Raw genomic sequence first — 23,751 nt, 5'->3', positions numbered from 1 at the left:
TCTCTTCGATAAGAAGAGACTTTAACTGTCAAACTCTTTCTTATCTTGTAGAATTATATTCCACAGGAATTGGCACCTTTGTGATATATCACAGGTTGCCGGGTTTCACAGGGCCCTTTCCCTCCACCTCTCTTGATAAGAACTAATATCATTTTTTTATACGAGTCAAATTATATCATTTTTTATATTATTGGTCAACATTATTAATAATTTTTTTAATAAAAAAAAAGCAAGATTTAATATCTTGCTTTTAATGGTGGGGGAGGACGGATTCGAACCATCGAAACGAAACGTAACAGATTTACAGTCTGCCCCCTTTGGCCACTCGGGAACTCCCCCATTATTGGAGCTGGCAATAGGAATCGAACCTACAACCTGCTGATTACAAGTCAGCTGCTCTACCGTTGAGCCATGCCAGCATATTGTTTTTTATTTTAAGTGGTGGGCACAACAGGGATCGAACCTGTGACCCTCTGCTTGTAAGGCAGATGCTCTCCCAGCTGAGCTATGCGCCCTTAAAAATTAATAAAATGGTGGGGGAGGACGGATTCGAACCATCGAAACGAAACGTAACAGATTTACAGTCTGCCCCCTTTGGCCACTCGGGAACTCCCCCATTTTATTTGGAGCTGGCAATAGGAATCGAACCTACAACCTGCTGATTACAAGTCAGCTGCTCTACCGTTGAGCCATGCCAGCATATTTGTTAAATTAAAATTAAAGTATGGTGGGGGAGGACGGATTCGAACCATCGAAACGAAACGTAACAGATTTACAGTCTGCCCCCTTTGGCCACTCGGGAACTCCCCCATAATTTAACTTTTTGATTCTTATGTCTCGAACAAATCTTATCTGCTCGACTGACAATGACTAGTATATAATCATTAACTATTAATTTCAAGTTCAACTTTTACCATTTTATAAGAATTAAAGTATTTATTCTTTAATTTACTCTTATTTCCTTCATATTATGCCTATATATAAATTTGTTTAAGTTTTAATTTTTTTGAATAAATCTTCATAAGTAACCTATATAATTAAATATTTATATTTGAATCCTATATTATTTTTATAACTATATATTATAATCCTTGTTCCTTCCTCATATATATTATCTATAAGGGGGTGAAGCTTTGGTAAAACATAAAGTTTTTTATGAATCTGATTTGGCTTATTATGAGATTGCTAATGTTTTAAAAAACTATATATCTAAAAATACAGTAATTGTATGCATTGGAACAGATAAATGTATAGGTGATTGTCTAGGTCCTTTAGTAGGTACATATCTAATAGAAAATAACTGCGACCTTCCTGTTTATGGTACTATAGAATCTCCTATACATGCACTAAATATAGAAAAACGTTTGTCTCAAATAAAAAAACTTCATCCTAACTCTACAATTATTGGTATTGATGCATGCTTAGGTGATACAAAATCCATAGGTGAAATTCATATAAGAAATTATCCAATTCATCCTGGTAAGGGAGTAGGTAAATTATTACCTGATGTGGGATCTGCTTCTATAATAGGTATAGTTGAATCTAGTGACAATGCAGAGTTTTTTACCTCTCGTAGCATTCGTCTTCATCTAATTATGAGTATGGCAAAAGTAATTTCTAAGGGTATATCCAAAGCTTATTATTTATCTAATATAACTAACTAAAAATAAAAAGGTATAGAATTTTAAAATTCTATACCTATATATCAAATAATATTAATCAATTAATGTTATTTCTTGTCCAATTAATGATGAATCAATTTTATCTAAATATCTTAAAACCTCACCAGTTCCTTCTACTACGGCTTCTACTGAATTATCTGCAATAGAGACTGATACTCCTGTTTCGTTTTGTATTACCTTATCTAATCCATCTAATAATGATCCTCCACCGGTCATTAAAATCCCTTTTTCAATTATATCTGCCGCTAATTCTGGTGGAGTTCTTTCTAAGACAAACTTAACTTGTTCTACAATTAATCCTACAGACTCTTTTAATGCTTCTCTTATCTCATCTGTACTAATTGAAACTTCATCTGGTAAACCTGTAACTAAATTTCTACCTTTCATTGTAGTAACCAAATCTCTCGATCCTTTAAATACAGATCCTATATTTACCTTTAATTCTTCAGCTGTCTTTTCTCCAATCATAATTTTATACTTGCTTCTAACATATTTTATTATAGCATCATCAAAAGTATCTCCTGCCACCTTTATTGAGCTTCTAACAACAACCCCTCCAAGAGATATTACTGCTATATCTGTAGTTCCTCCACCTATATCAACTACCATAGATCCATTGGGCTTGGTTATATCTAAGCCAACTCCTATTGCAGCTGCCAAAGGTTCTTCAATTAAATGTACTCTTTTAGCACCTAAGTTTGTTGTAGCATCCATAACTGCTCTTTTTTCAACTTCCGTGGCTTGTGAAGGTACACATACCATTACTTTAGGCGCAGTTATTTTTGCTTTTCCATACGCTTTTTTTATGAATTCTTTTAACATTTTTTCTGTTATATCATAGTCTGATATAACACCGTTTCTTAATGGTCTAACCGCAACTATATTTCCTGGTGTTCTTCCTATCATTTTTCTTGCTTCTTCACCTGCAGCAAGTACTTTATTATTGCTTTTATTAATGGCAACAACTGATGGTTCTTTTAATATTACACCTTTTCCCTTAACATAAACTAAAACCGTAGCGGTTCCTAAATCGATCCCCAAATCAGTACCACGTCTCCAAAACCACATTCCTCTTTCACTCCTATTGACTTAATTCTATTTTACTAAATACTACATAATTCTTCCTTATTTTTTTATTATATATGGAATATGGTGATGATTCAATGATTTTTATCCTTCCTTTTTAATTCAGCTATTAATCTACTGCCTTATATTTTAGCTTAGTAGCTTTTCCACCTCTAATATGTCTTTCTGCTTTATTTAACTCTAAAATTGTATGTGTTTGTTCTGCTATTACAGGGTTTATTTTAGGCAGCCTCTCAGTCATATCTTTGTGTATAGTGCTTTTACTTACCCCAAATACCTTTGCAGTTTTTCTTATTGTATCTTTAGAATCTATAATATATTGTGCTACTTCTAATACCCTTTCTTGAATATAATCTTTCAAAATGCTACCTCCTTTATAAATATAATTTGTATATTTTCATCAGCCATTTTCAAATAGAAAAAGACTGATGAAAATTTTTTTATTCTGCTTTGTAAGTAAAATATTTTGTTGGATCTAAGTCTTTTCCATTAGAATCTTGAACTTGTAAATTAATATGTTCACCAAACTCGCTATTAGTAAAGATTTTAGAGCTTTCTCCAACCTTTCCTATAACAGTTTCCTCTGTTACTTTATCTCCAACTTTAACTTTTATGTCTGAATCTAAATTACAATACTTAGTATTTACTCCATTAGCATGAGCAATAAGTACGTAATTTCCTTCCTCTGCCCTTTTTGAAACTTCTTTTACTTCTCCAACTGCAGCTGCTTTTACATCTGTTCCAACCTTAGCTTTTACATCTATTCCTCTAATATTTCTACTTGTTCCATCTTTCATTCCTTGTGGTTTTGGATATGAGTATGATCTAGAAATAGTTCCTTCAATCGGATTGATAAATTTTACTTCTGAATTTGTTCCTGCTGAAACATTAACATCCTTTTCTGTTGTTGCTACTTCTTGATTGGTTTCATTTTCAGTTTGAGCTACTTTTTCTTCTGTATTATTTTGAACTCTATCTGCATTTTGCTTTTGAACCTCTGAAGTAGTCTTATCATCAACATTTAATGTAAATTCCTTCTCTGATTGTTTTGCTTGTTCTTGTTTTAATTTATTTTTCTTACTAGTTACTACTGTCACTGTTGCAACTAAACATAAGCAAAGGAATAGAACTAAATAAAAGCCCTCCTTTCTAAAAAAGTTTTTTACCTTATCTTTTTTATTTTGGTCCATATCAACACCTCCTTTTTGTATTCTTGCCCTTTACTGTAAATTAATACATGTATTTTTATTTTTCTTTACATCAAATTTCAACATTTCTTGTCGAATTTTCAAAAAGTAAATAAATTTATTAAATTCAATAAAAAAGAAGATCTAGAAATTGAAATTTCTAGATCTTCTCTGTTTTAATTATTTAAATTCTATATCCTTTAATTGGGTATCCGTATAATAATGGGAAAGTATTTCCTTAAAATTCTTTCCTTCTTTTGCCATAACATTTGCTCCCCACTGACTCATTCCTACTCCATGACCATATCCCTTACATTTAAATATTATTTCACTTTCACTTATATCAAATTCAAAGTTCGTTGAATTTAGCTTAAGTAAATGTCTAAATTCTGTTCCTTTAATTCTCTCCTTACCAATTCTTATTTCTTTTACCCCACCAGCATCACTTTTACTTATAATTTCAATATTCCCTGATAAATTATTAATATTTAATCCTGATTTTTCATAATTTGAATTTATAATGTTTATAAACTCATCTATACCTATAGATTTTTCACTTTTGAATTTAGGTGCAATTTCTTCTCCTAAACTTTCTGTAGATACTAAATATGGAACATCATTAGAAAAAACATCTACCGAATTTTCTGTCTTTCCAGAACTTGTTGCAAAAAACTGTGGATACATAACTAAATTTCCATTATAAGTTAAAACTTGTCCTTTAGTTTCATTAACAGCCTCCTCTATTTTCTTCCAATTATTATCCCTATCTTTTTCACTCCATTTTTCAAGTCTACTTTCTTTACTTATATATACTTGACAATGTGTTGAATCACATACATCTCCACCTGCTTTTTCTGCCTTTACACAAGGCTTTATTTTTTTAGTAGCAACATAAGTTCTAGCTGCTATAGCCTGAGCCTTTAAAGCTTCTAGTTCAAAACTAGCTGGCATTTCTCCAGACACTACACTTTTCACATAATCTTCTAAAGGAACTTCTACTACTTTATTTTCATTTTCTATAAACACTTTAATAATGTCACTTCCTTTAATCTCTATATATGTTGCATTCTCCGTTACTACTTTTGGTGCTTTAGGAGATTCCTTTTTTTCAGATTTACTATCAGAATTTATAACCATAATTGGTATCCCAATCATAAAAAACAAAACTAATATACTAATTGTTACTAACATCATTATTCCTTCTGGTAATTTAACTCTCTTATTCATCTCCACTCCTCCTGTAAAGCTTCTACATTTTAATATATTAGTCTATTTTTTAAAATATACTTTATTTTATTTTTTCTATGTTAAGCTGTAATAAATAAATTTTTTCAAAATTAAAGAACTTAGATAATTCATCTAAGTTCTTTAACTGGATAGATGTATTATTTTTTATATAGAAATTTTATGAATTTATTCATCAATTCTATATACATCTGCACCTAACTTTCTAAATTTTTCTTCAATATTGGTGTATCCTCTATCAATATGATATAAATCTCCAATTTTAGTATCACCATGAGCTGCTAATCCTGCTAATATCATAGCGGCACCAGCTCTTAAATCTGTAGCTTTTACATCACAACCAGTCAATGCTTCAACACCATCTATAATGGCAGTTCTTCCATCTATTTTTATATTAGCCCCCATTCTAACAAGTTCTGCTACATGCATAAATCTATTTTCAAATACGGTTTCAGTAACAATACTTGATCCCTTTGTTAAAGATAATAAACTCATCATTTGAGGTTGCATATCTGTAGGAAAACCTGGATATGGTAATGTTTTTATATCTACAGGACTTTTACTACCTGTTCCATCAACAACTATACTATCATCTTTAGTTTCAAATTTTACTCCACATTCTTTTAGTTTTTCAATAGTTGGACGTAAATGTTCTTCATTTACACCATTAATAGTAATTATACTATTTGTTATTGCTGCTGCCACCATAAATGTTCCTGCTTCTATTCTATCGTAAAGGGGCTTATACTCTATTCCATTTAAAGCTTCTACCCCCTCTATGGTTATTCTACCCATTCCAGCCCCTTCTATATGAGCTCCCATAGAGTTTAAAAAATTAGCTAAATCCCATATTTCTGGTTCTTCTGCTGCATTTTCTATTATTGTTGTTCCTTTTGCTAAAACAGAAGCCATTAGAAGATTTTCTGTAGCTCCTACTGAAGGAAAATCTAAATATATTCTATTGCCTTTTAATTCTTTAACTTCTGCTTCTACAAAACCATGTCCTATTTCAATATCTGCTCCTAGCATCTTAAAACCTTTTAAATGCAAATCTACTGGTCTACTTCCTATGTTACATCCACCTGGAAGTGATATCTTGCATTTGCCAAATCTGGCCAACATAGGTCCCATAATTAAGAAAGATGCTCTCATCTTTCTTATTAAATCATTATTTGTATCCATTGGTTCTATATTACTAGTATTAATTTTTAGGTCACCTGTAATTTTTGAAAAATCTACATCACAATTTAATTCTTCAAGTAAATTAGCTAAAACTGAAACATCTTCCAATAAAGGTGCATTCTTAATTATTACTTCATTTGGGCTTAATATGCTAGCTACCATTATAGGTAAAACAGAGTTCTTCGCTAGACTTATATCTACCTCACCATTGAGTTTTTTTCCACCTTTAACTATAATTTTTTCCATATTATCCTCCATAATGAATTGTTAGTATGTTATGAATATCATAGGTGTTCCTACAACTATGTATTCACCTGTATCGTACTTTACATTCCCTACATTAACCCTTTGGTTATCTCTTAATTTAGCTTTTGCTACATAACCATTATGGATATCAAGGCTTTCTAAAGTGCCTTCTTTTATATAATTTTTTAGTAATTCCTGAACATAATTTTCATCCGATGTTTTTATCTTACCCTTTATGAAAGTAAAATATCTTACTTGTATAGATTTATTATTTTGAAATTTTACTAATTCTTTCTTTAAATCAGCTGATTTCTTTGTATTTTTATTATTTAAATAAATAATTTCAACTTTTGTTTTGTTCTTTTCTTCCCAAATATTCACAGTAATTTCTTTTTCTAAATCCTTGTATATAATTTTATTTTTATTTAATTGTATATCATCTTTAATATTTTTCTTCAATTCCATTAATAGCCTATACTGTTCATCTTTAAAGGTACTTTGTGATACATATTCCATTTTAATACCATTTTGAACAAAGTCACACTCTTCCATAACTTTATTTTCTATTGTATTAAAGCTATTTTGTGATTTTTCTTCTACAAATGGAATTGCTTCAATAAACAATAGAGAAAAGATTATAAAAGGGATTAGCTTAAATTTCTTCTTCATATCTTTCCCCACCTTTCCTCTAAATTATTGTCCAAATTTTGAAATACTATACAAAATTTATAACTATAATATAATATATAAATTTAGTTGAAAATTGTGATAGATTGTCAAAGAATTCATGTATATCTATGTACTAATATTGATAAAAATATACTTTTACCGAAATATATAATTATAAAATAAAAAAGTGGCTTTCGCCACGCTCCCTTCGGGAATTTAATTTTAAGTACCTTAAGAAGCATAGAACCGATATCTGTTCTATGCTATATTTTTCCTATTAATTAATACTTTATTCCATATACTCCAGTATACTCTTTAGGCCTCATTACTCCTCCGCACTTTTCACATGAAAAGCATGGTGGTTCATCAACATTGCTTTGATCCATTTCATCAAAATATTCAACTACTTCTTTAGGAATATTTTCTTTAGCTCCGCAAATAGTACAAATATATAATATTTCCTCTGTTTTCATCTTACTTCCTCCAACTAAGTTGTTTTCGGAATTATTTTACCACTTAATATACGTTTAGTAATAGCATAATTTTCTATAGCCTTTTCTAATTTTTCTTCATTCTCTTCTATAATCTTAATTCTCAGCCGTTCCCTCATGGACCCATATTTAGGATATACAATATCATGAAATCTCATTTTATTACCACAGTTAGGACATTTACACGGATTTACACCACTTATTGCCAGTATTCTATTCTCCCAAGTTGCTATAGATCTTCTTATACTTAATATCTTTTCATCTATCATTTTTATAAAATTAAATTTTCCTTTGCTTCTTCTAGAATAAATTCCAAAGTATCTTATCATTTTAAAATTTTTCTCTGGAATATGTCTTATTATTCTTTTTATGAACTCATATACATGTACAGTTTCAACTATGACCTTATTATCTTCATGTCTAGTATATTTATAAGTCACATTTTCACCATCATATTTAAGAATCCTTGATTCCGCTATCGCAGGACGTCCCACATATCTCCCTACATATTTTGCTGCTGTCTTCGCTGATTTTATCTCAGTTTTAGCATGAACATAAAAACCTTTATCTTTCTCTTTATATAGTTTATTTTTTAGTAATTTAATTTCTTTTGTATTTCCATTTATATAAGTTATTTCATCTAACAAAACCTTTTGCCATCTTTTTCTTAATGATTCATAAGATATGTGCCTTATATGCCTCCATTCTGTTATATTTCCTCTCCCTCCTTCTGTAACCATCATATGTACATGAGGATTCCACTTTAAATCTCTTCCAAATGTATGTATTACAGTTACTATACCTGGTGTGAATTCCTCCTTTCTATTTAAACTATGCATCCAACTCGTAACAGCTCTCGCTGCGCACTTCGGCAATATCTTAAGTCTTTGTCTATCCAGTCCAAAGAATTCTCTTAATTCTTTTGGTATAGTAAAAACTATATGTCTATGCCTAACATTTATTAAATTTCCCAACATATTATCAATCCAATTATCCGTATAAATCTTTCCACATGAAGTACAAAATCTACTTTTACATGTAAATCCGATTCTCTTTGTAGTATTACAATTATTACACTTCAATTCAATAAATCCATACTTTGTATCTTTACACTTTAAAACTTTTTCTACTTCCTTTTTAACATTAGGTCTAATCTTATTTTTATATAACTTTTCAAACTCTTTCCAATGGTCTTCTAATATTCTTTTTATCTTACCTTTTTTCATCTGTTAAACCTCTAATTTATAATTAATTAATCTAACATATTTGAAGGCTAAAAGCTAGATAATATCTAACTTTCAGCCTTCAAAATTTTTATACTTTCCTGTACATTAAAAAAAGAGTGTTAAAACACTCTTTAATCATTAATACTGAAAGTCTGAATTCTAGCATTTGCTCTAGCTAATGCCATTTTAGCTCTTTCAATATCTATATCCTTATTTTCTTTTAATCTTTTTTCAGCTCTTTCTTTAGCGTTCTCAGCTCTTGAAAGATCTATATCCTGTGAATATTCTACTGCATCACAGCAAAATTTTAGATTATTATCTTTAAGATATATTATTCCACTTGATGTGAACATCTTTTCCTTTTTACCATCAGCTTTTATAATAGTTGTAGTTGCTGGTATAGTGCTTAATATTATTGCAGTATGATTAGCTCTAAATTCAACTGCTCCATTTGAAGTTCCAGTTTGAAGTGATTCCACTTCAATATGAATTGGTTCATTACCAGGGGTAATTATATCTACTTTAAAAGTTTTAGCCATAATTTTTCATCCCCTTACACTAAGGTTTTAGCTTTTTCAACTGCTTCTTCAACACTTCCTACAAATAAAAATGCTGATTCTGGTAAATCATCGTATTTACCTTCTAATATTTCTTTAAATCCTCTTACAGTTTCCTTTACAGGTACATATTTACCTTGCATTCCAGTAAATTGTTCTGCAACTGTAAATGGTTGTGATAAAAATCTTTGAACTCTTCTTGCTCTAGCAACTACACTCTTATCTTCATCTGATAATTCATCTACACCTAGAATTGCAATTATATCTTGTAATTCTTTGTATCTTTCAAGTATATTCTTAACATCAGTTGCTACTTGATAGTGCTCTTTTCCAACAACTCTTGGATCTAATATTCTTGATGATGATTCTAATGGATCAACAGCTGGATAAATTCCAAGTTCTGCTATACTTCTTGCTAAAACTGTTGTTGCATCAAGATGAGTAAATGTTGTTGCTGGAGCTGGGTCAGTAAGGTCATCTGCTGGTACATATACAGCTTGAACTGAAGTTATTGATCCATTTTTAGTTGAAGTAATTCTTTCTTGAAGTGCACCCATTTCAGTTGCTAGTGTTGGTTGATAACCAACTGCTGATGGTATTCTTCCAAGTAAAGCCGATACTTCTGATCCAGCTTGAGTAAATCTAAATATGTTATCTATGAATAAAAGCACATCTTGACCTTGATCTCTGAAATATTCAGCCATAGTTAATCCTGTTAAAGATACTCTCATTCTAGCTCCTGGAGATTCATTCATTTGTCCAAACACTAGAGCTGTCTTGTCTATAACTCCTGATTCTTTCATTTCGTAATATAAATCATTACCTTCTCTTGATCTTTCTCCAACACCTGTGAATACTGAAAGTCCACCGTGTTCCTTAGCTATATTATTTATAAGTTCTTGGATAAGAACAGTTTTACCAACACCTGCTCCTCCAAATAGACCTATCTTACCACCCTTTTGATATGGGGCTAATAAATCTATAACTTTAATGCCTGTTTCAAACATCTCTGGTTCTAAAGCTTGTTCTTTAAAACTTGGTGCTGGTCTGTGTATTGGATAAACTTCTTCCATTTCAATATCACCAGCATTATCTATTGGATTACCTAATACATTAAAAAGTCTACCTAATACCCCTTTACCAACTGGTACTGATATACATTTTCCTGTATCTGTAGCCTTCATTCCTCTTTTTAATCCATCTGTAGATTCCATAGCTATTGTTCTTACTATGTCATCTCCAATATGTTGTTCAACTTCAGCTACTAATACTTTATCTTCCATATCTATTCTAATTTCATTATAGATGTTAGGAAGTGCATCTGAGTCAAATTTTATATCAACAACTGGTCCAATAACTTGAACTACTTTTCCTACTTTTTTAGGCATAGTAATACCTCCTTACTATTTTTGAGCTTCAGCTCCTCCTACAATTTCTGATATCTCTTGAGTTATCATTGTTTGTCTTATTCTATTGTATTTAATACTTAAGTTTTGTAATATATCATTAGCATTTCTAGTAGCTCCATCCATAGCCGTCATTCTAGCACTTTGCTCACTAACTTTTGAATGTAGCATAGCTCTTCTAAGCTTACTTTTAAAATACACATCTAAACTTGAATTTAAAACCTCATCTAAGCTAGGTTCAATTAAAAAGTCACCTTGAACATTTCCTTCTCTTTCAATAGGGAAAAGTCTTTCTATTTTTACCTCTTGTTTAATTGGAGAAATGAATTCTGTAAATACTACATTTACTTCTGAAACATCTCCTTTTCTAAACATATATAAAGCATCTTGATATATTGCTTTTATTTCTTTTACAGTAGGTACATCTGGAATTTCTACATATTCACCTACAGTATCAAATCTGTATCTTTTCATATATGAAATCCCTTTACTTCCTGCAACAACAACCTTTGCCTTACTCTTATCTTCAACCATATCATTTAATCTGCTTGCTATGTTACCATTGAAGCCACCACAAAGACCTGTATCTGAACTTATAACAATATAAAGCTTATCAGAAGTTTTTACCTTGCTGTTAAAGAATGGACTTTCATAATCCATTGGTAAAGCAGCCATTAATTCGCTTACTATTTCATGGCATAAATCATAATATTTTTCATTAGCAGCAAGTTCTTTTCTTGCCTTTCTAAGTTTAGAAGTGGATACAAGATTCATAGCTTTTGTTATCTTTCTTGTACTTTCAACTGACTTCATTCTTCTTTTTATTTCAATAAGTCCTGCTGATCCCAAACTTCCACCTCCTAAAGAATTGCATAGCTTTTTAAGCTATGCATCTTGTAAAAATAATTTTTTAAATTCTATTATACATTTATCTAATTCAAACTTTACTTTGTCACTAAGAACTTTTCCGTCAACTATTTCTTTTAATAAATCTCTATAGTGAGTGTCAGCATATTCTAAAAGTTCTTTTTCAAATTTTCTTACATGTTCAACTTTTATATCTGATAAGAAATCATTAACAGTTGCATATAATATAACAATTTGCTTTTCAACTGGCATTGGAGAATATTGGTCTTGTTTTAAAACTTCGACTAATCTCTTACCTTTTTCAAGTCTCTTCTTAGAATCTTTATCTAAGTCTGAACCAAATTGTGAGAATGCTGCTAATTCTCTATATTGTGCAAGTTCAAGTCTTAAAGTACCAGAAACTTGTTTCATAGCTTTAATTTGTGCATTACCACCAACTCTTGATACTGATATACCAGCATTAACCGCTGGTCTTTGACCTGAGTGGAATAAATCTGATTCTAAGAATATTTGACCATCTGTTATTGAAATAACATTAGTAGGGATATATGCTGTAACGTCCCCTGCAAGTGTTTCTATAATTGGAAGAGCTGTTAATGATCCTCCACCATTTTCTTTAGAAAGTTTAGCTGCTCTTTCTAATAGTCTTGAATGTATATAGAATACATCTCCAGGATAAGCTTCTCTACCTGGTGGTCTTCTTAATAGTAATGACATTGTTCTATAAGCTACTGCATGCTTTGAAAGATCATCATAAATAATTAAAACGTCTTTTCCTTGATGCATGAAATATTCTCCCATACTACATCCAGCATATGGTGCTAAATATTGTAATGGTGCTGATTCAGAAGCTGTACCACTTACAATTATTGAATAATCTAAAGCTCCCATTTCTTCTAAAGTATTAACTATGTTGGCAACTGTTGATTGCTTTTGTCCAATTGCAACATAAATACAGATAACATCTTTACCTTTTTGATTTAATATTGTATCAACTGCTATTGCAGTTTTACCTGTTTGTCTATCTCCTATGATAAGTTCTCTTTGTCCCTTACCGATTGGTATCATTGAATCTATAGCTTTTATACCAGTTTGTAATGGTTCATTAACTGAACTTCTATCTATTATACTTGGTGCTGGAACTTCTATAGCTCTGTATTCTGCATGATTTATAGGTCCTTTTCCATCTATAGCTTCTCCAAGAGAGTTTACAACTCTTCCTAATAGAGCTTCACCAACTGGAACTTCTACTATTTTATTTGTTCTTTTTACAATATCGCCTTCTTTTATACCTTCTTCAGGTCCTAAAAGAACACATCCAACATTATCTTGTTCTAAGTTTAAAGCCATACCATAAACATTGTTTGGGAATTCTAATAATTCACCTTCCATACAATCGTCTAAGCCATAAACCCTAGCAACTCCATCACCTATTTGAATAATAGTTCCTGAGTCCACTGTTGTTATTTCTTTTTCATATCTTTCGATTTCTTTTTTGATTATGGATGTTATTTCTTCAGGCTTAATATTCATAACTTCACCTCTATTCTGTGCTAAGCATTAAATCCTGTAATTCATCTAATTTGGATTTAACTGTACCATCTATCACATCATTACCAACTCTTACATATATTCCACCTAGAATACTTTTATCAATAATTTGTTCTAAGATAACATGCTTATTATATTTTTTTTCTAATTTAGACTTTAGAGAATTAAATTCCTCATCAGTTAACGAAACTGTTGTTTTTATAACTCCATTTAAGGTATTCTTACGCTCTAAGTCTATCTTTTCCATTTCCTTTAGCTTTTCTCTTAGATAAAGTATTCTGTCTTTCTCTATAAGAATTAATAAAAATGATAATAATTCTTCATCTATATGACCTTTAAATATATTTATAAAAGTCTTCTTCTTCTTTTTTGTGCTAATTTGCGGATGCTTGATTACTTCGTAGAATTCCTTATTCGTATCTATTAAATTACAGATTTCTCGTAAGTCTTGTAAGTATTGTTGAACTTTCCCTTTTTCTTCAGCTACTTCATATAACGCTAAAGCATATCTTCGGTCTAAATATTCGTACATAATTACTTACCTACCTTATTAATAAAATCTCCAATTAGATCTCTGTTATCTTGTTCATTAATATTCTTTTCGATAACTTTTTTTGAAAGTTCAATTGCTAAATCTATAGCTTCCTTTTTAAGTTGATATTCTACTTTTTCTTTCTCTCTATTGATTTCTACCTTGGCTCTTTCTAAAATAACTTTAGCCTCTTGGTTTGCCTCATCAATAATTTCTTCATATATCTTTTCTGCTTTTTCTTTATGTCTTTCAGTAATCTTCTTTCCTTCTTCTCTAGCGCCCTTTAATACTCTTTCATTTTCAATAGCTAACATTCTAGCTTTTTCTAGTTCCTCTTCGGCATTGTCTAATTGAGTTGTAATATCATTTTCTCTCTCTTCAATTATTGCTTTAACCTTATCAAAGAAGAAATGTTTTAATATAGCTAATAGGATAATGAAATTTATTATGGTTGCTATAATTACACTCTTGTCTATATCCATTATATATACATTGCCTCCCTTCTGGAGTCACTAAAATTCATTATTTTACTCCAACAAATATTAGAAGTATTGATACTAATAAACCGTAAATAGCTGTTGCTTCTGCGAAACCTGCACCTATAATTAAAGCAGTTGTAATCTTACCACTAGTTTCTGGATTTCTTGAAACACCTTCTACAGCTTTTCCTGTAGCATTACCTATACCTATACCTGCTCCTAAACCGACTAATACCGCAATACCTGCTCCTAATGCTCTCATTCCTATTTCATTCATGATAAAATCCTCCTTAAAATTAATGTTCTGAAACTATTTTTATATTTATCATTGTTAACATAACAAATATCACCATTTGTATAACGCCATCAAACACATCAAAATATCCATGTAAAGCTATTGGTAAACCAATTTGTGCTATCCATGCTATTTTATGTAGATTCTCATATACTAATTCTATGATAAATGTAGCTGCTAACACGTTACCAAAAAGTCTTAATGACAATGAAACTGGTAACATAACTCTTTCTAATAAATTAATTGGTAACATAACGGGAATTGGTTGTATATATCCCTTCATGTAACTTTTAACTCCATGCTTTTTAATTGCATAAGTTTGAACAACAAAAAATGTTATAAGTGCCATACCTAAAGTTACACTAAAATTTTTCGTTGGTGGTACTACGCCGATTAAACCTACAAGATTCATTAAAAGTAGATAAATTCCCATGGATCCTATAAATGGAATTATATCAGTATAATTTTCACCAACATTCTCTAATACTACATTTCTAATTGTAGTATATATTGATTCAACAACTACTTGCTTTTTACTTGGTTTAACCTTTAAATTTCTAGTTGCCCACCACGCCAAAATAGCTACTAAGGCAATTATTACCCATTGGACCACTATATCAGGAGTAATATCTACCGTAAAACCTCCAAGTCCAAAGGAAAATATAGGCTTCAATGGTTCCACCTAATCACTTCCTTTCTCATTTTTTAACCAATAAAATGTTAAAAGTATAAAATGACTTATATATCCTCCAACATATGCTATTAGTTTTTGTAAGTTGTACATAAATGGCAGTGCTAAACAAACTATTACTATTATTTTTATGAAATAACTCATTATTATTAGTAACTTCTTATCCCTTATTAATGAATATTCTAAAATTATTCCACTTACTAGGAAGTTTACTAAAGCTACTAATATTCCCATAAAAAATATACTTGCAATTTGTAAGTTTACTAATAAAGATACTATAAGTGCAGAAATGAGTCCTCCTACTAAATCACATTTTATCATTTTCCTTAGCAAATTATTCATTTCTCTACTCATTTTATCTTTCCCCCCCAACTGACTCTTGTTATTATAGACCTGGTAAAACATTAATGAAAACTTTGTTTTTCTTTATATTTCTTCTTTTCAATTTATATTTAGTGATTATAGTAGTTTATTATCATTTTACTTAATGCAATTCATTAATATTAAGTTTTTCATTGGTAACAGGCAAAATTAACCATGATTATTCATTTATTTGAATATTTTAAATATTCTGATTTACGATTTTTTTCTGTGTTAACATTTTCATAAGCCCTTAAACACATTTTTTTTGCGAGAAACACATTTTTTTCTCATTTTTATATTATTATTTTATTATATATTAAAAACTCATTAATTTATTATTTCATATAAATGAATAATTCATTTTAAATTTATTCATTTTTTATTTTTTTTCTTATTTTTATATTATAATTACATTATTATTAATATAATAATAGTCCTATTAAAGCTTTAGTTTTAGGTACTTTACACTAAATTAAATGTTTTAAATTCTTGTATAATAATTTATATGTTAATATTTATAATGAACTTGTATCCTATTTAATAAGTTTTTCTATATTTCTGAAAATAGTAAACTTTACTGTATATTTGTGTCGATTTATTATTAATAGTATATCTGTTTTTTTAATTTTTAATACTAAAAAAAGACTTTCAACTACATATTGTAGTTGAAAGTCTTTATATATAATTTACATATTATAGTTTTTCCACTATCATAGCTGTTCCCATTCCTCCACCTATGCATAAAGTAGCTAAACCTTTTTTAGCATCTCTTTTTTGCATTTCGTAAAGTAATGTTACTAAAATTCTAGCTCCTGATGCTCCAACCGGATGTCCTAACGCAATAGCTCCACCATTAACATTTACTTTGCTCATATCAAAGTTTAAGTCTCTAGCAACTGCTATACTTTGTGCTGCAAAAGCTTCATTTGCTTCTATTAAATCTAAATCTTCAATTTTTAATCCTGATACTTCTAAAGCTTTTTTAGTTGCATGGAAAGGTCCATATCCCATAATTGATGGATCTAAACCTCTTTGTCCATATGAAATTATTTTAGCTAAAGGCTTAACTCCTAATTCTTTTGCTTTATCTGCACTCATTACCACAAAAGCTGCTGCTCCATCATTTATACCTGATGCATTACCTGCTGTTACTGTACCATCTTTAATAAATGCTGGCTTTAATTTTTTCATTCCTTCTATTGTTGAACTAAATCTTGGAAATTCATCAGTATCAAATACTTTTGGTTCTCCTCTTCTTTGAGGAATTAAAACTGGAACAATTTCATCTTTAAATCTACCTTCTTTAATAGCCTTTTCAGCTTTTAGTTGTGATTGAAGAGCAAATTCGTCTTGTTCTTCTCTTGTTATGTTCCATTGCTTAGCTATATTTTCAGCAGTAACACCCATATGATAATTATTAAATGATTCCCATAAAGCATCATTAATCATTGAGTCAACCATTTTTCCATCACCCATTCTTTGACCCCATCTTGCAGTTCTCAATAGGTATGGTGCACTTGACATATTTTCTATACCACCAGCAACTACAACATCAGCATCTCCAGCTTTTATCATTTGAGCTGCTAATGCTACTGTTCTTAAACCTGATCCACATACTTTATTTATAGTCATAGCTGGAATTTCTACTGGCAATCCTGCTCTAACAGCTGCTTGTCTTGTGACATTTTGTCCAAGTCCCGCTTGAATAACATTACCCATTAATACTTCTTCTACTTGTTCCCCTTTTATTCCAGCTCTAGCTACAGCTTCCTTAATTACTGTTGCTCCCAAATCTGCTACAGATACATCCTTTAATGATCCCCCAAAAGATCCTATAGGTGTTCTTACCGCACTTACAATAACTACTTCTCTCATTATTAAACCCTCCCTAAGTTCTCTGTTAGAATTTTCTTATTTGTTAAACAATTAACACAATTTCATTATACCACTTTTATATCTATAATCAACCTTATATTTTATATTTATTTCCAAATTATCTAACAAATTCTTCTATTTTTTCTTCTCTAATCCCAAAATACTTCTCTATAGCGTCAGCTATTCTTTTTGATGCTAAACCATCTCCATACGGATTTACTGATTTACTCATAATATTATAAGCCTCAGTATTAGTTAATAATTTGTTGGCTTCATCTACTATTTTTTCTATATCAGTACCAACTAATTTTACTGTTCCATAACTAACTGCTTCTGGTCTTTCTGTAACGTCTCTTAGCACTAACACTGGTTTTCCCAAATGTGGAGCCTCCTCTTGTAGACCACCTGAATCTGTCATAACCATAAAACATTTATTCATAAGATTATGAGTTTCTTTTGTATCTAACGGATCTAATAAATGTACCCTTTCTAAATTTCCTAATTTTTTATTAACTACATCTTTTACTACCGGATTTAAATGCACTAAATATACCAATTCGACATCTTTATTTTTTTCTACAATTATTTTTAAAGCATCACAAATATTTTCTATTCCTTTGCCCCAATTTTCCCTTCTATGAGCAGTAATCATAATAACTTTTTTGTTAATGAAATCTATTTCATTTAATTCTTTATTGTCAAAAATATAATTATCTTTTACAGTATGAAGCATTGCATCTATAACTGTATTTCCTGTTATATAAATATCTTTATCATTTATACCTTCTCTTAATAAATTATTTTTTGAACCTTTTGTAGGCGCAAAATGCAGGTCAGCTAATGCACCTGTTAATTTTCTATTCATTTCTTCTGGAAATGGAAAGTATTTATCAAAGGTTCTAAGCCCAGCTTCTACATGTCCTACTGATACCTTTTGATAAAACGCTGCTAATGCACCTGAAAATGTAGTTGTTGTATCTCCATGTACTAATACCATATCTGGCTTTTCTTGTATAAATATTTCTTCTAATCCTTCTAAAACTTTATTTGTAATTCCAGTTAATGTTTGTTTTGATTTCATTATATTTAAATCAAAATCTGGAACTATATCAAAGTAATCTAAAACTTGATCTAACATTTCTCTATGTTGAGCTGTTACGCAAACTTTAGCTTCAAACCCCTTTCTCTTTTCTAATTCCTTTACCAAAGGTGCCATTTTTATAGCTTCTGGTCTTGTTCCAAATATTGTTATTATTTTTTTCTTATCCACTTATTAATCCTCCTATGTTAATATCCCATCTCTAATTTTATATCTAAGCTATCATCTTCATATATCCAAGAATCTACTAATATTGATCTGTATTTATTTTTACTATCTCTTATTATAACTTCTTTTATTCCTGCATTTATTATCATTCGTTTACACATAGAGCAAGAATTTGCATTTAATACATATTCTTTATCATTTACGTCTCTACCAACTAAATATAATGTTGCTCCAATCATATCTCTTCTTGAAGCACTTATTATTGCATTTGCCTCACTATGAACACTTCTACATAATTCATAATGAGTTCCTCTTGGAATATTCAATTTTTCTCTAATACAAGTTTTTATATCTATACAGTTTTTCCTTCCCCTAGGAGCACCTGTATATCCACTTGATATTATTTCATCATTTTTTACTATTATAGACCCATAATTTCTTCTTAAACATGTACCTCTTTCCAATACAGTCTCAGCAATGTCTAAATAATAATTATGTTTATCTCTTCTATCCAAATTTTATACACCCCTACAATTATATAAATTAGTTAAAATTATAAAAAAAAAAAAATTCTTTCAAACTTTTATATTAAATTACTATAAAAGTTTGGAATCTTCATTATATAATCCTATTTGTTTTTTCCATTTATATGTATCTAATTATATCTAACAAAAATATTATTTTCAAATATAATACAATTTTTATATGTTCAGTTATTAATGTATTATAAACAATAAGGTTTAAAATTTGTATAACAAACTTTAAACCCCATTATATTAGTTATATATAAGTTTTACTTAGTACCAAATAACCTATCTCCTGCATCACCTAAACCAGGTACAATATATCCCTGTTCATTTAATTTTTCATCTATTCCTCCAACATATATGTCTACATCTGGATGTGCTTTTTGTACAAATTCAATTCCTTCTGGTGATGAAATTAGACACATTAATCTTAGGTTTTTAGCACCTCTTTTCTTTAGTATTTGTATTGCATCAGCTGCTGATCCGCCAGTTGCTAACATAGGATCTACTACAATTACATCTCTTTCTGCTATATCTTGTGGAAGTTTACAGAAATATTCTACTGGTTGTAGAGTTTCCTCATCTCTATATAATCCAACATGACCAACCTTAGCTGCTGGTATAAGCTTTAGCATACCATCTACCATACCAAGTCCTGCTCTTAATATCGGAACTATAGCCATTTTCTTTCCTGCTAGCATTTGACACTTTGCTTTACAGATAGGAGTCTCTATTTCTACTTCTTCAGTACTTAAGTCTCTAGTCACCTCATATGCCATAAGCATTGAAACTTCTTCAACTAATTCTCTGAAATCTTTTGCCCCAGTATCTTTATTTCTTATAAAAGCTAATTTATGAAGTATTAATGGGTGATCAATTTGCGTTACCTTACTCATTATATAATGTCCTCCTCTAATCTATAAATCTATAATTATAATAATTTTATATTATTTATTATACTGTTTTTCTACATCTGATATTTTATCTATTCTTGTTTGATGTCTTCCACCTTCAAACTTAGTATTTAAAAAAGTTTTTACTATATCTAATGCTAGCCCTGGACCTACTACTCTTTGCCCTAATGTTAGTATATTAGCATTATTATGCTCTCTTGTTGCATGAGCACTAAAAGTGTCTGAACATAATGCTGCTCTTATTCCTGGAACTTTATTTGCTGCAATTCCTATTCCTATTCCTGTACCACATACTAAAATACCAAAATCAAATTCTTTTGCTGCAACAGCTTCTGCTACTGGAACTGCATAATCTGGATAATCACATGAATCTTTAGTACAAGTACCAAAATCTTTTATTTCATATCCCTCACTTTTTAAGTAGTTAATTATCTCTTCTTTTAATTCTATTCCACCATGGTCTGAACCTAATGCTATTTTCATATAATAGTTCCTCCTATTTAGTTATTGAATAATTATCTAAAAAAAGGAAGAAAGATTACCTCCTTCCTCCCTTTAATTTATACTTCTATTATGTCAAACCCAGCTGCTTTATTAAGTCTATTCATTATAGCAACTCCTACCTCTTTTTCTTCAAAAGCTTGACATAAAATAATATCTACTCCTAAATCATCGCACTTTCTTAAAGTCTCAAAAATATTTCTAGCAATTTCATTTAAATTTAATTCACTACCTAAAGAAATTATTTCTCCACTTTTAAATCTAGATAAATTTTCATCTGTAGCTAAAATTGCTACTCTCTTATGATTTTCTATATAATTGTGTACCATTTCGCTAATTTTTTCAATAGTTTTTTCGTTATTTCCTTTTATTATTTTTAAATTAGCTTTTGGTGCATAATGTCTATACTTCATTCCAGGAGCTTTAGGTCTTAAATCTTTTGATGGTTTTCCTTGTATTGCTGGATCTAATTTTATACCTTCATGAAATTCCCTCAACATTTCTAAAGTTATTCCACCAGGTCTTAATACTACTGGAGGTTCTACAGTACAATCAACTATAGTAGACTCTACTCCAATATCGCTTTTTTCTCCACCTAAAATATAATCAACCTTCCCAGATAAATCCTCAACGCATCTTTCCATTTCAGTTGGACTTGGTCTTCCTGAAATATTAGCAGAAGGTGCTGCTATTGGACATTCGGATAACTCAATTAATTTTAAAGCTATTTTACTATTAGGCATCCTTACTCCAATTGTATTAAGTCCTGCACTAGTAACATCTGGTATTATAGATTTTTTATTTAATATAATGGTTAAAGGACCTGGCCAAAATTTATCTATTAATTTTTGGGCAACTTTAGGAATATCAAAAACAATATCACTTATATCTTTTGATGCAACATGTACTATTAATGGATTATCCTGCGGTCTCCCCTTTGCTTTAAATATTTTATCCACTGCATCTGTGTTTAATGCATTTGCTCCTAATCCATATACAGTTTCCGTAGGAAAAGCTACTACTCCTGAATTTTTTATAATCTTAGCCGCTTCTTCTATATATTTTTTATCTTTATCAATATCTTTTATTACAGCTACCCTTGTTTCCAACAAGTTCTACCTTCTTTCTATTTAAATTCATTTTGTTCTCTCGCTAGCTTTATACTTTCTATAGCTGATGAAGTATATACTGCTTTTACACAATTTCTATAAATTACATCTAACAATTGATATTTTTTGAATCCACCTCTTTTTATTATTTTAAAATAATACATATTTTCAGGATTCATTTTCTTTATTTTTAAGTACTTTTCTCCAGCTTCTGGATATCTTTTCAAGAATCCTCCTGTAACTGGACTTAAAGAGGTATTTTTAAACCCAACAGTAGTTATTATAATTATTTCCATCTCTTCTTTATACTTATCCGTATGTACTAAAGCAACTTTATCGCATAATAATAAATTTTTCTTTAAAAACAAACTATTTTTCATCTCTAATTTATTATTACTACATTTAAAATCTAACTTATGATAATTAACTTTAGCCAATACTGCTATTGCTATAAGAAATTCAATAACTCCTAAATAACTTAAAATAAATGTTGACCTTATTTTATAAAAGTATACTACTGCAGGAAGAAATATTGATATCACTATCATAAAAATTAAAAAACGTTTTTTTCTACCATTCTCTTTTTTTATTGCCTTTTTTAATCTCATATACATTCCTCCAGTTACTTTAAAAGCCCTACATTTTAAATGCAAGGCTTTTAATATACTAAATAGCGTCTGTATTTCCCATTTGTTTCATTTTTTCTGCTTGATCTGCTGTAATTAATGCATTAATTACTTCATCTATGTCTCCATTTAAATATGATTCTAACTTATATAAAGTTAATCCTATTCTATGATCTGTTACCCTACCTTGAGGATAGTTGTATGTTCTAATTCTTTCACTTCTATCTCCAGATCCAACTTGACTCTTTCTATCTTCAGCTATACCAGCCGCTCTTTCAGCTTCTGCTGCTTCGTATAATCTTGATCTTAATACTTTCATAGCTTTTTCTTTATTCTTAAGTTGTGATTTTTCATCTTGACATGCTACTACCAATCCTGTTGGAAGGTGAGTAATTCTAACTGCTGAATCTGTAGTATTAACACACTGACCACCATTACCTGATGATCTATAAACATCTATTCTTAAGTCTTTTTCATTAATTTCTATTTCTACATCATCAACTTCTGGTAACACAGCTACTGTGGCAGTTGATGTATGTATTCTACCACTTGATTCTGTATCTGGAACTCTTTGAACTCTATGAACTCCACTTTCATATTTAAGTTTAGAATAAGCCCCATGACCTTTAATCATAAATACAACTTCCTTGAAACCTCCGATATCAGTTTCATTTGCACTCATTAATTCAACGCTCCACCTTTGATTTTCTGCATATCGTGTGTACATTCTAAAAAGATTTGCTGCAAATAGAGCTGCTTCATCTCCACCTGCTCCTCCTCGAATTTCAACGAATACATTCTTATCATCGTTTGGATCCTTAGGTAATAAAAGAATTTGAATGTGATTTTCTAACTCTTCTTCTCTTGCTGTTAACATTGAAATCTCTTCTGAAAGCATTTCTCTCATTTCTTTATCACTTTCTTCTGATAACATTTCTTTGTTAGCTTGTAAATCTTCAGTTACAGTTTTATATTCTTTATATGCTGTTACTATAATTTCCAAATCAGCATGTTCCTTACATAACTTCCTCCATTCAGCTTGATTCGCCATAATTGAAGGATCTGATATCTTTACTGATAACTCTTCGTATTTATTTTCTATAAAAGCTAATTTATCTAATAACATAAGTATCACTCCGTACTATATTTTTTCACATTTTTTTATTATATCATAATA

At 30.1% G+C, this 23,751-nt stretch carries 26 protein-coding genes, 6 tRNA genes and 1 riboswitch; of the genes, 1 reads left to right on the top strand and 31 read right to left on the bottom strand.

The genetic code is table 11. The features are described from left to right. Window positions 1–37: 37 nt before the first annotated feature. Window positions 38–142: riboswitch (SAM riboswitch) on the bottom strand. Between the two features lie 112 nt (window positions 143–254). The 6 genes from CP523_RS10290 to CP523_RS10265 all read right to left on the bottom strand — a co-directional run bounded on the left by CP523_RS10290 (window position 255) and on the right by CP523_RS10265 (window position 810). Next, window positions 255–339, bottom strand: a tRNA-Tyr gene (locus CP523_RS10290). A gap of 5 nt (window positions 340–344) precedes the next feature. Then, window positions 345–419: transfer RNA gene (locus tag CP523_RS10285), tRNA-Thr, on the bottom strand. Window positions 420–439: 20 nt separating this feature from the next. Beyond that, window positions 440–515 (bottom strand) — tRNA-Val (locus tag CP523_RS10280). A 16-nt stretch (window positions 516–531) separates the two neighbouring features. Further along, window positions 532–616, bottom strand: a tRNA-Tyr gene (locus tag CP523_RS10275). A gap of 8 nt (window positions 617–624) precedes the next feature. Continuing rightward, a tRNA-Thr gene (locus CP523_RS10270) sits at window positions 625–699 on the bottom strand. 26 nt (window positions 700–725) lie between these two features. Then, window positions 726–810 (bottom strand) — tRNA-Tyr (locus tag CP523_RS10265). Between the two features lie 323 nt (window positions 811–1,133). Between CP523_RS10265 and yyaC the strand changes: the two genes are divergently transcribed. Next, complete coding sequence (gene yyaC / locus CP523_RS10260) at window positions 1,134–1,664, top strand: spore protease YyaC (RefSeq protein WP_066674309.1); 531 nt, start codon at window positions 1,134–1,136, stop codon at window positions 1,662–1,664. A 51-nt stretch (window positions 1,665–1,715) separates the two neighbouring features. Here yyaC and mreB read toward each other — a convergent pair whose 3' ends face one another. The 25 genes from mreB to prfA form a co-directional block, all read right to left on the bottom strand. Continuing rightward, the gene (mreB, locus tag CP523_RS10255; RefSeq protein WP_066674311.1) at window positions 1,716–2,750 is read right to left on the bottom strand and encodes a rod shape-determining protein MreB; all 1,035 of its coding nucleotides are present in this window, start codon (window positions 2,748–2,750) and stop codon (window positions 1,716–1,718) included. Between the two features lie 127 nt (window positions 2,751–2,877). Next, window positions 2,878–3,129 (bottom strand): sporulation transcriptional regulator SpoIIID, encoded by a 252-nt coding sequence (gene spoIIID / locus CP523_RS10250; protein WP_021876589.1) that lies wholly within the window; start codon window positions 3,127–3,129, stop codon window positions 2,878–2,880. 79 nt (window positions 3,130–3,208) lie between these two features. Next, window positions 3,209–3,958 carry a M23 family metallopeptidase gene (locus tag CP523_RS10245; RefSeq protein ID WP_066674321.1) on the bottom strand — a complete coding sequence of 250 codons (750 nt, stop codon included), beginning with the start codon at window positions 3,956–3,958 and terminating at the stop codon, window positions 3,209–3,211. Window positions 3,959–4,135: 177 nt separating this feature from the next. Continuing rightward, window positions 4,136–5,182, bottom strand: coding sequence for a stage II sporulation protein D (spoIID, locus tag CP523_RS10240; protein WP_066674326.1), 1,047 nt, complete (start codon window positions 5,180–5,182; stop codon window positions 4,136–4,138). 186 nt (window positions 5,183–5,368) lie between these two features. Then, window positions 5,369–6,628, bottom strand: coding sequence for a UDP-N-acetylglucosamine 1-carboxyvinyltransferase (murA, locus tag CP523_RS10235; RefSeq protein WP_066674336.1), 1,260 nt, complete (start codon window positions 6,626–6,628; stop codon window positions 5,369–5,371). A 21-nt stretch (window positions 6,629–6,649) separates the two neighbouring features. After that, window positions 6,650–7,297 carry a hypothetical protein gene (locus CP523_RS10230; RefSeq protein WP_066674338.1) on the bottom strand — a complete coding sequence of 216 codons (648 nt, stop codon included), beginning with the start codon at window positions 7,295–7,297 and terminating at the stop codon, window positions 6,650–6,652. A gap of 281 nt (window positions 7,298–7,578) precedes the next feature. Then, entirely contained in the window at window positions 7,579–7,770 is a 192-nt protein-coding gene (locus tag CP523_RS10225) for a hypothetical protein (protein ID WP_066677279.1), read from the bottom strand. A gap of 14 nt (window positions 7,771–7,784) precedes the next feature. Continuing rightward, on the bottom strand, window positions 7,785–9,014 hold the full coding sequence (locus tag CP523_RS10220) for an IS91 family transposase (RefSeq protein ID WP_120140379.1): 1,230 nt from the start codon (window positions 9,012–9,014) through the stop codon (window positions 7,785–7,787). A gap of 131 nt (window positions 9,015–9,145) precedes the next feature. Next, window positions 9,146–9,553, bottom strand: a complete 408-nt coding sequence (locus tag CP523_RS10215) for an ATP synthase delta/epsilon chain alpha-helix domain-containing protein (protein WP_066676647.1) — start codon at window positions 9,551–9,553, stop codon at window positions 9,146–9,148. A gap of 14 nt (window positions 9,554–9,567) precedes the next feature. Further along, window positions 9,568–10,959 (bottom strand): F0F1 ATP synthase subunit beta, encoded by a 1,392-nt coding sequence (atpD, locus tag CP523_RS10210; RefSeq protein ID WP_066676645.1) that lies wholly within the window; start codon window positions 10,957–10,959, stop codon window positions 9,568–9,570. A 15-nt stretch (window positions 10,960–10,974) separates the two neighbouring features. Next, a complete protein-coding gene (gene atpG, locus CP523_RS10205) occupies window positions 10,975–11,826 on the bottom strand; it encodes an ATP synthase F1 subunit gamma (protein WP_066676643.1) in 852 nt (283 codons plus the stop codon). Window positions 11,827–11,862: 36 nt separating this feature from the next. Beyond that, a complete protein-coding gene (atpA, locus tag CP523_RS10200) occupies window positions 11,863–13,377 on the bottom strand; it encodes a F0F1 ATP synthase subunit alpha (RefSeq protein WP_066676641.1) in 1,515 nt (504 codons plus the stop codon). A gap of 10 nt (window positions 13,378–13,387) precedes the next feature. Beyond that, the gene (locus tag CP523_RS10195; protein ID WP_066676639.1) at window positions 13,388–13,927 is read right to left on the bottom strand and encodes a F0F1 ATP synthase subunit delta; all 540 of its coding nucleotides are present in this window, start codon (window positions 13,925–13,927) and stop codon (window positions 13,388–13,390) included. Window positions 13,928–13,929: 2 nt separating this feature from the next. Further along, on the bottom strand, window positions 13,930–14,409 hold the full coding sequence (locus CP523_RS10190; protein WP_066676636.1) for a F0F1 ATP synthase subunit B: 480 nt from the start codon (window positions 14,407–14,409) through the stop codon (window positions 13,930–13,932). A 40-nt stretch (window positions 14,410–14,449) separates the two neighbouring features. Beyond that, a complete protein-coding gene (gene atpE / locus CP523_RS10185; RefSeq protein WP_066676634.1) occupies window positions 14,450–14,683 on the bottom strand; it encodes an ATP synthase F0 subunit C in 234 nt (77 codons plus the stop codon). Between the two features lie 19 nt (window positions 14,684–14,702). Next, a complete protein-coding gene (locus tag CP523_RS10180) occupies window positions 14,703–15,383 on the bottom strand; it encodes a F0F1 ATP synthase subunit A (RefSeq protein WP_066676632.1) in 681 nt (226 codons plus the stop codon). Further along, window positions 15,384–15,746, bottom strand: coding sequence for a hypothetical protein (locus CP523_RS10175; RefSeq protein WP_066676626.1), 363 nt, complete (start codon window positions 15,744–15,746; stop codon window positions 15,384–15,386). 702 nt (window positions 15,747–16,448) lie between these two features. After that, window positions 16,449–17,630, bottom strand: a complete 1,182-nt coding sequence (locus CP523_RS10170) for an acetyl-CoA C-acetyltransferase (protein ID WP_066676619.1) — start codon at window positions 17,628–17,630, stop codon at window positions 16,449–16,451. 118 nt (window positions 17,631–17,748) lie between these two features. After that, on the bottom strand, window positions 17,749–18,900 hold the full coding sequence (wecB, locus tag CP523_RS10165; RefSeq protein WP_066676611.1) for a non-hydrolyzing UDP-N-acetylglucosamine 2-epimerase: 1,152 nt from the start codon (window positions 18,898–18,900) through the stop codon (window positions 17,749–17,751). A 17-nt stretch (window positions 18,901–18,917) separates the two neighbouring features. Further along, the gene (locus CP523_RS10160) at window positions 18,918–19,412 is read right to left on the bottom strand and encodes a deoxycytidylate deaminase (protein ID WP_066676610.1); all 495 of its coding nucleotides are present in this window, start codon (window positions 19,410–19,412) and stop codon (window positions 18,918–18,920) included. 278 nt (window positions 19,413–19,690) lie between these two features. Then, complete coding sequence (gene upp, locus CP523_RS10155) at window positions 19,691–20,320, bottom strand: uracil phosphoribosyltransferase (protein ID WP_066676608.1); 630 nt, start codon at window positions 20,318–20,320, stop codon at window positions 19,691–19,693. A gap of 51 nt (window positions 20,321–20,371) precedes the next feature. Continuing rightward, window positions 20,372–20,821, bottom strand: a complete 450-nt coding sequence (rpiB, locus tag CP523_RS10150) for a ribose 5-phosphate isomerase B (protein WP_066676606.1) — start codon at window positions 20,819–20,821, stop codon at window positions 20,372–20,374. A 77-nt stretch (window positions 20,822–20,898) separates the two neighbouring features. Next, window positions 20,899–21,948 (bottom strand): L-threonylcarbamoyladenylate synthase, encoded by a 1,050-nt coding sequence (locus tag CP523_RS10145; RefSeq protein WP_066676604.1) that lies wholly within the window; start codon window positions 21,946–21,948, stop codon window positions 20,899–20,901. 17 nt (window positions 21,949–21,965) lie between these two features. Then, on the bottom strand, window positions 21,966–22,556 hold the full coding sequence (locus tag CP523_RS10140; RefSeq protein ID WP_066676602.1) for a hypothetical protein: 591 nt from the start codon (window positions 22,554–22,556) through the stop codon (window positions 21,966–21,968). Between the two features lie 58 nt (window positions 22,557–22,614). Next, on the bottom strand, window positions 22,615–23,700 hold the full coding sequence (gene prfA / locus CP523_RS10135) for a peptide chain release factor 1 (RefSeq protein WP_066676600.1): 1,086 nt from the start codon (window positions 23,698–23,700) through the stop codon (window positions 22,615–22,617). Between the last annotated feature and the right edge of the window lie 51 nt (window positions 23,701–23,751).

It is taken from the genome of Clostridium septicum, assembly GCF_003606265.1.
In the GTDB taxonomy this organism is placed as follows: domain Bacteria; phylum Bacillota; class Clostridia; order Clostridiales; family Clostridiaceae; genus Clostridium; species Clostridium septicum.
The sequence above is the reverse complement of the archived record's forward strand: the minus strand, read 5'-3'. Positions and strand labels throughout refer to the sequence as shown.

Bases quoted from the DNA above. Each gene is read 5' to 3' on its own strand.
- mreB (WP_066674311.1), bottom strand. From the start codon at position 2,750: ATGTGGTTTTGGAGACGTGGTACTGATTTGGGGATCGATTTAGGAACC.
- CP523_RS10245 (WP_066674321.1), bottom strand. From the start codon at position 3,958: ATGGACCAAAATAAAAAAGATAAGGTAAAAAACTTTTTTAGAAAGGAG.
- spoIID (WP_066674326.1), bottom strand. From the start codon at position 5,182: ATGAATAAGAGAGTTAAATTACCAGAAGGAATAATGATGTTAGTAACA.
- murA (WP_066674336.1), bottom strand. From the start codon at position 6,628: ATGGAAAAAATTATAGTTAAAGGTGGAAAAAAACTCAATGGTGAGGTA.
- CP523_RS10230 (WP_066674338.1), bottom strand. From the start codon at position 7,297: ATGAAGAAGAAATTTAAGCTAATCCCTTTTATAATCTTTTCTCTATTG.
- CP523_RS10225 (WP_066677279.1), bottom strand. From the start codon at position 7,770: ATGAAAACAGAGGAAATATTATATATTTGTACTATTTGCGGAGCTAAA.
- CP523_RS10220 (WP_120140379.1), bottom strand. From the start codon at position 9,014: ATGAAAAAAGGTAAGATAAAAAGAATATTAGAAGACCATTGGAAAGAG.
- CP523_RS10215 (WP_066676647.1), bottom strand. From the start codon at position 9,553: ATGGCTAAAACTTTTAAAGTAGATATAATTACCCCTGGTAATGAACCA.
- atpD (WP_066676645.1), bottom strand. From the start codon at position 10,959: ATGCCTAAAAAAGTAGGAAAAGTAGTTCAAGTTATTGGACCAGTTGTT.
- atpA (WP_066676641.1), bottom strand. From the start codon at position 13,377: ATGAATATTAAGCCTGAAGAAATAACATCCATAATCAAAAAAGAAATC.
- CP523_RS10195 (WP_066676639.1), bottom strand. From the start codon at position 13,927: ATGTACGAATATTTAGACCGAAGATATGCTTTAGCGTTATATGAAGTA.
- CP523_RS10190 (WP_066676636.1), bottom strand. From the start codon at position 14,409: ATGGATATAGACAAGAGTGTAATTATAGCAACCATAATAAATTTCATT.
- atpE (WP_066676634.1), bottom strand. From the start codon at position 14,683: ATGAATGAAATAGGAATGAGAGCATTAGGAGCAGGTATTGCGGTATTA.
- CP523_RS10175 (WP_066676626.1), bottom strand. From the start codon at position 15,746: ATGAGTAGAGAAATGAATAATTTGCTAAGGAAAATGATAAAATGTGAT.
- CP523_RS10170 (WP_066676619.1), bottom strand. From the start codon at position 17,630: ATGAGAGAAGTAGTTATTGTAAGTGCGGTAAGAACACCTATAGGATCT.
- upp (WP_066676608.1), bottom strand. From the start codon at position 20,320: ATGAGTAAGGTAACGCAAATTGATCACCCATTAATACTTCATAAATTA.
- rpiB (WP_066676606.1), bottom strand. From the start codon at position 20,821: ATGAAAATAGCATTAGGTTCAGACCATGGTGGAATAGAATTAAAAGAA.
- CP523_RS10140 (WP_066676602.1), bottom strand. From the start codon at position 22,556: ATGAGATTAAAAAAGGCAATAAAAAAAGAGAATGGTAGAAAAAAACGT.
- prfA (WP_066676600.1), bottom strand. From the start codon at position 23,700: ATGTTATTAGATAAATTAGCTTTTATAGAAAATAAATACGAAGAGTTA.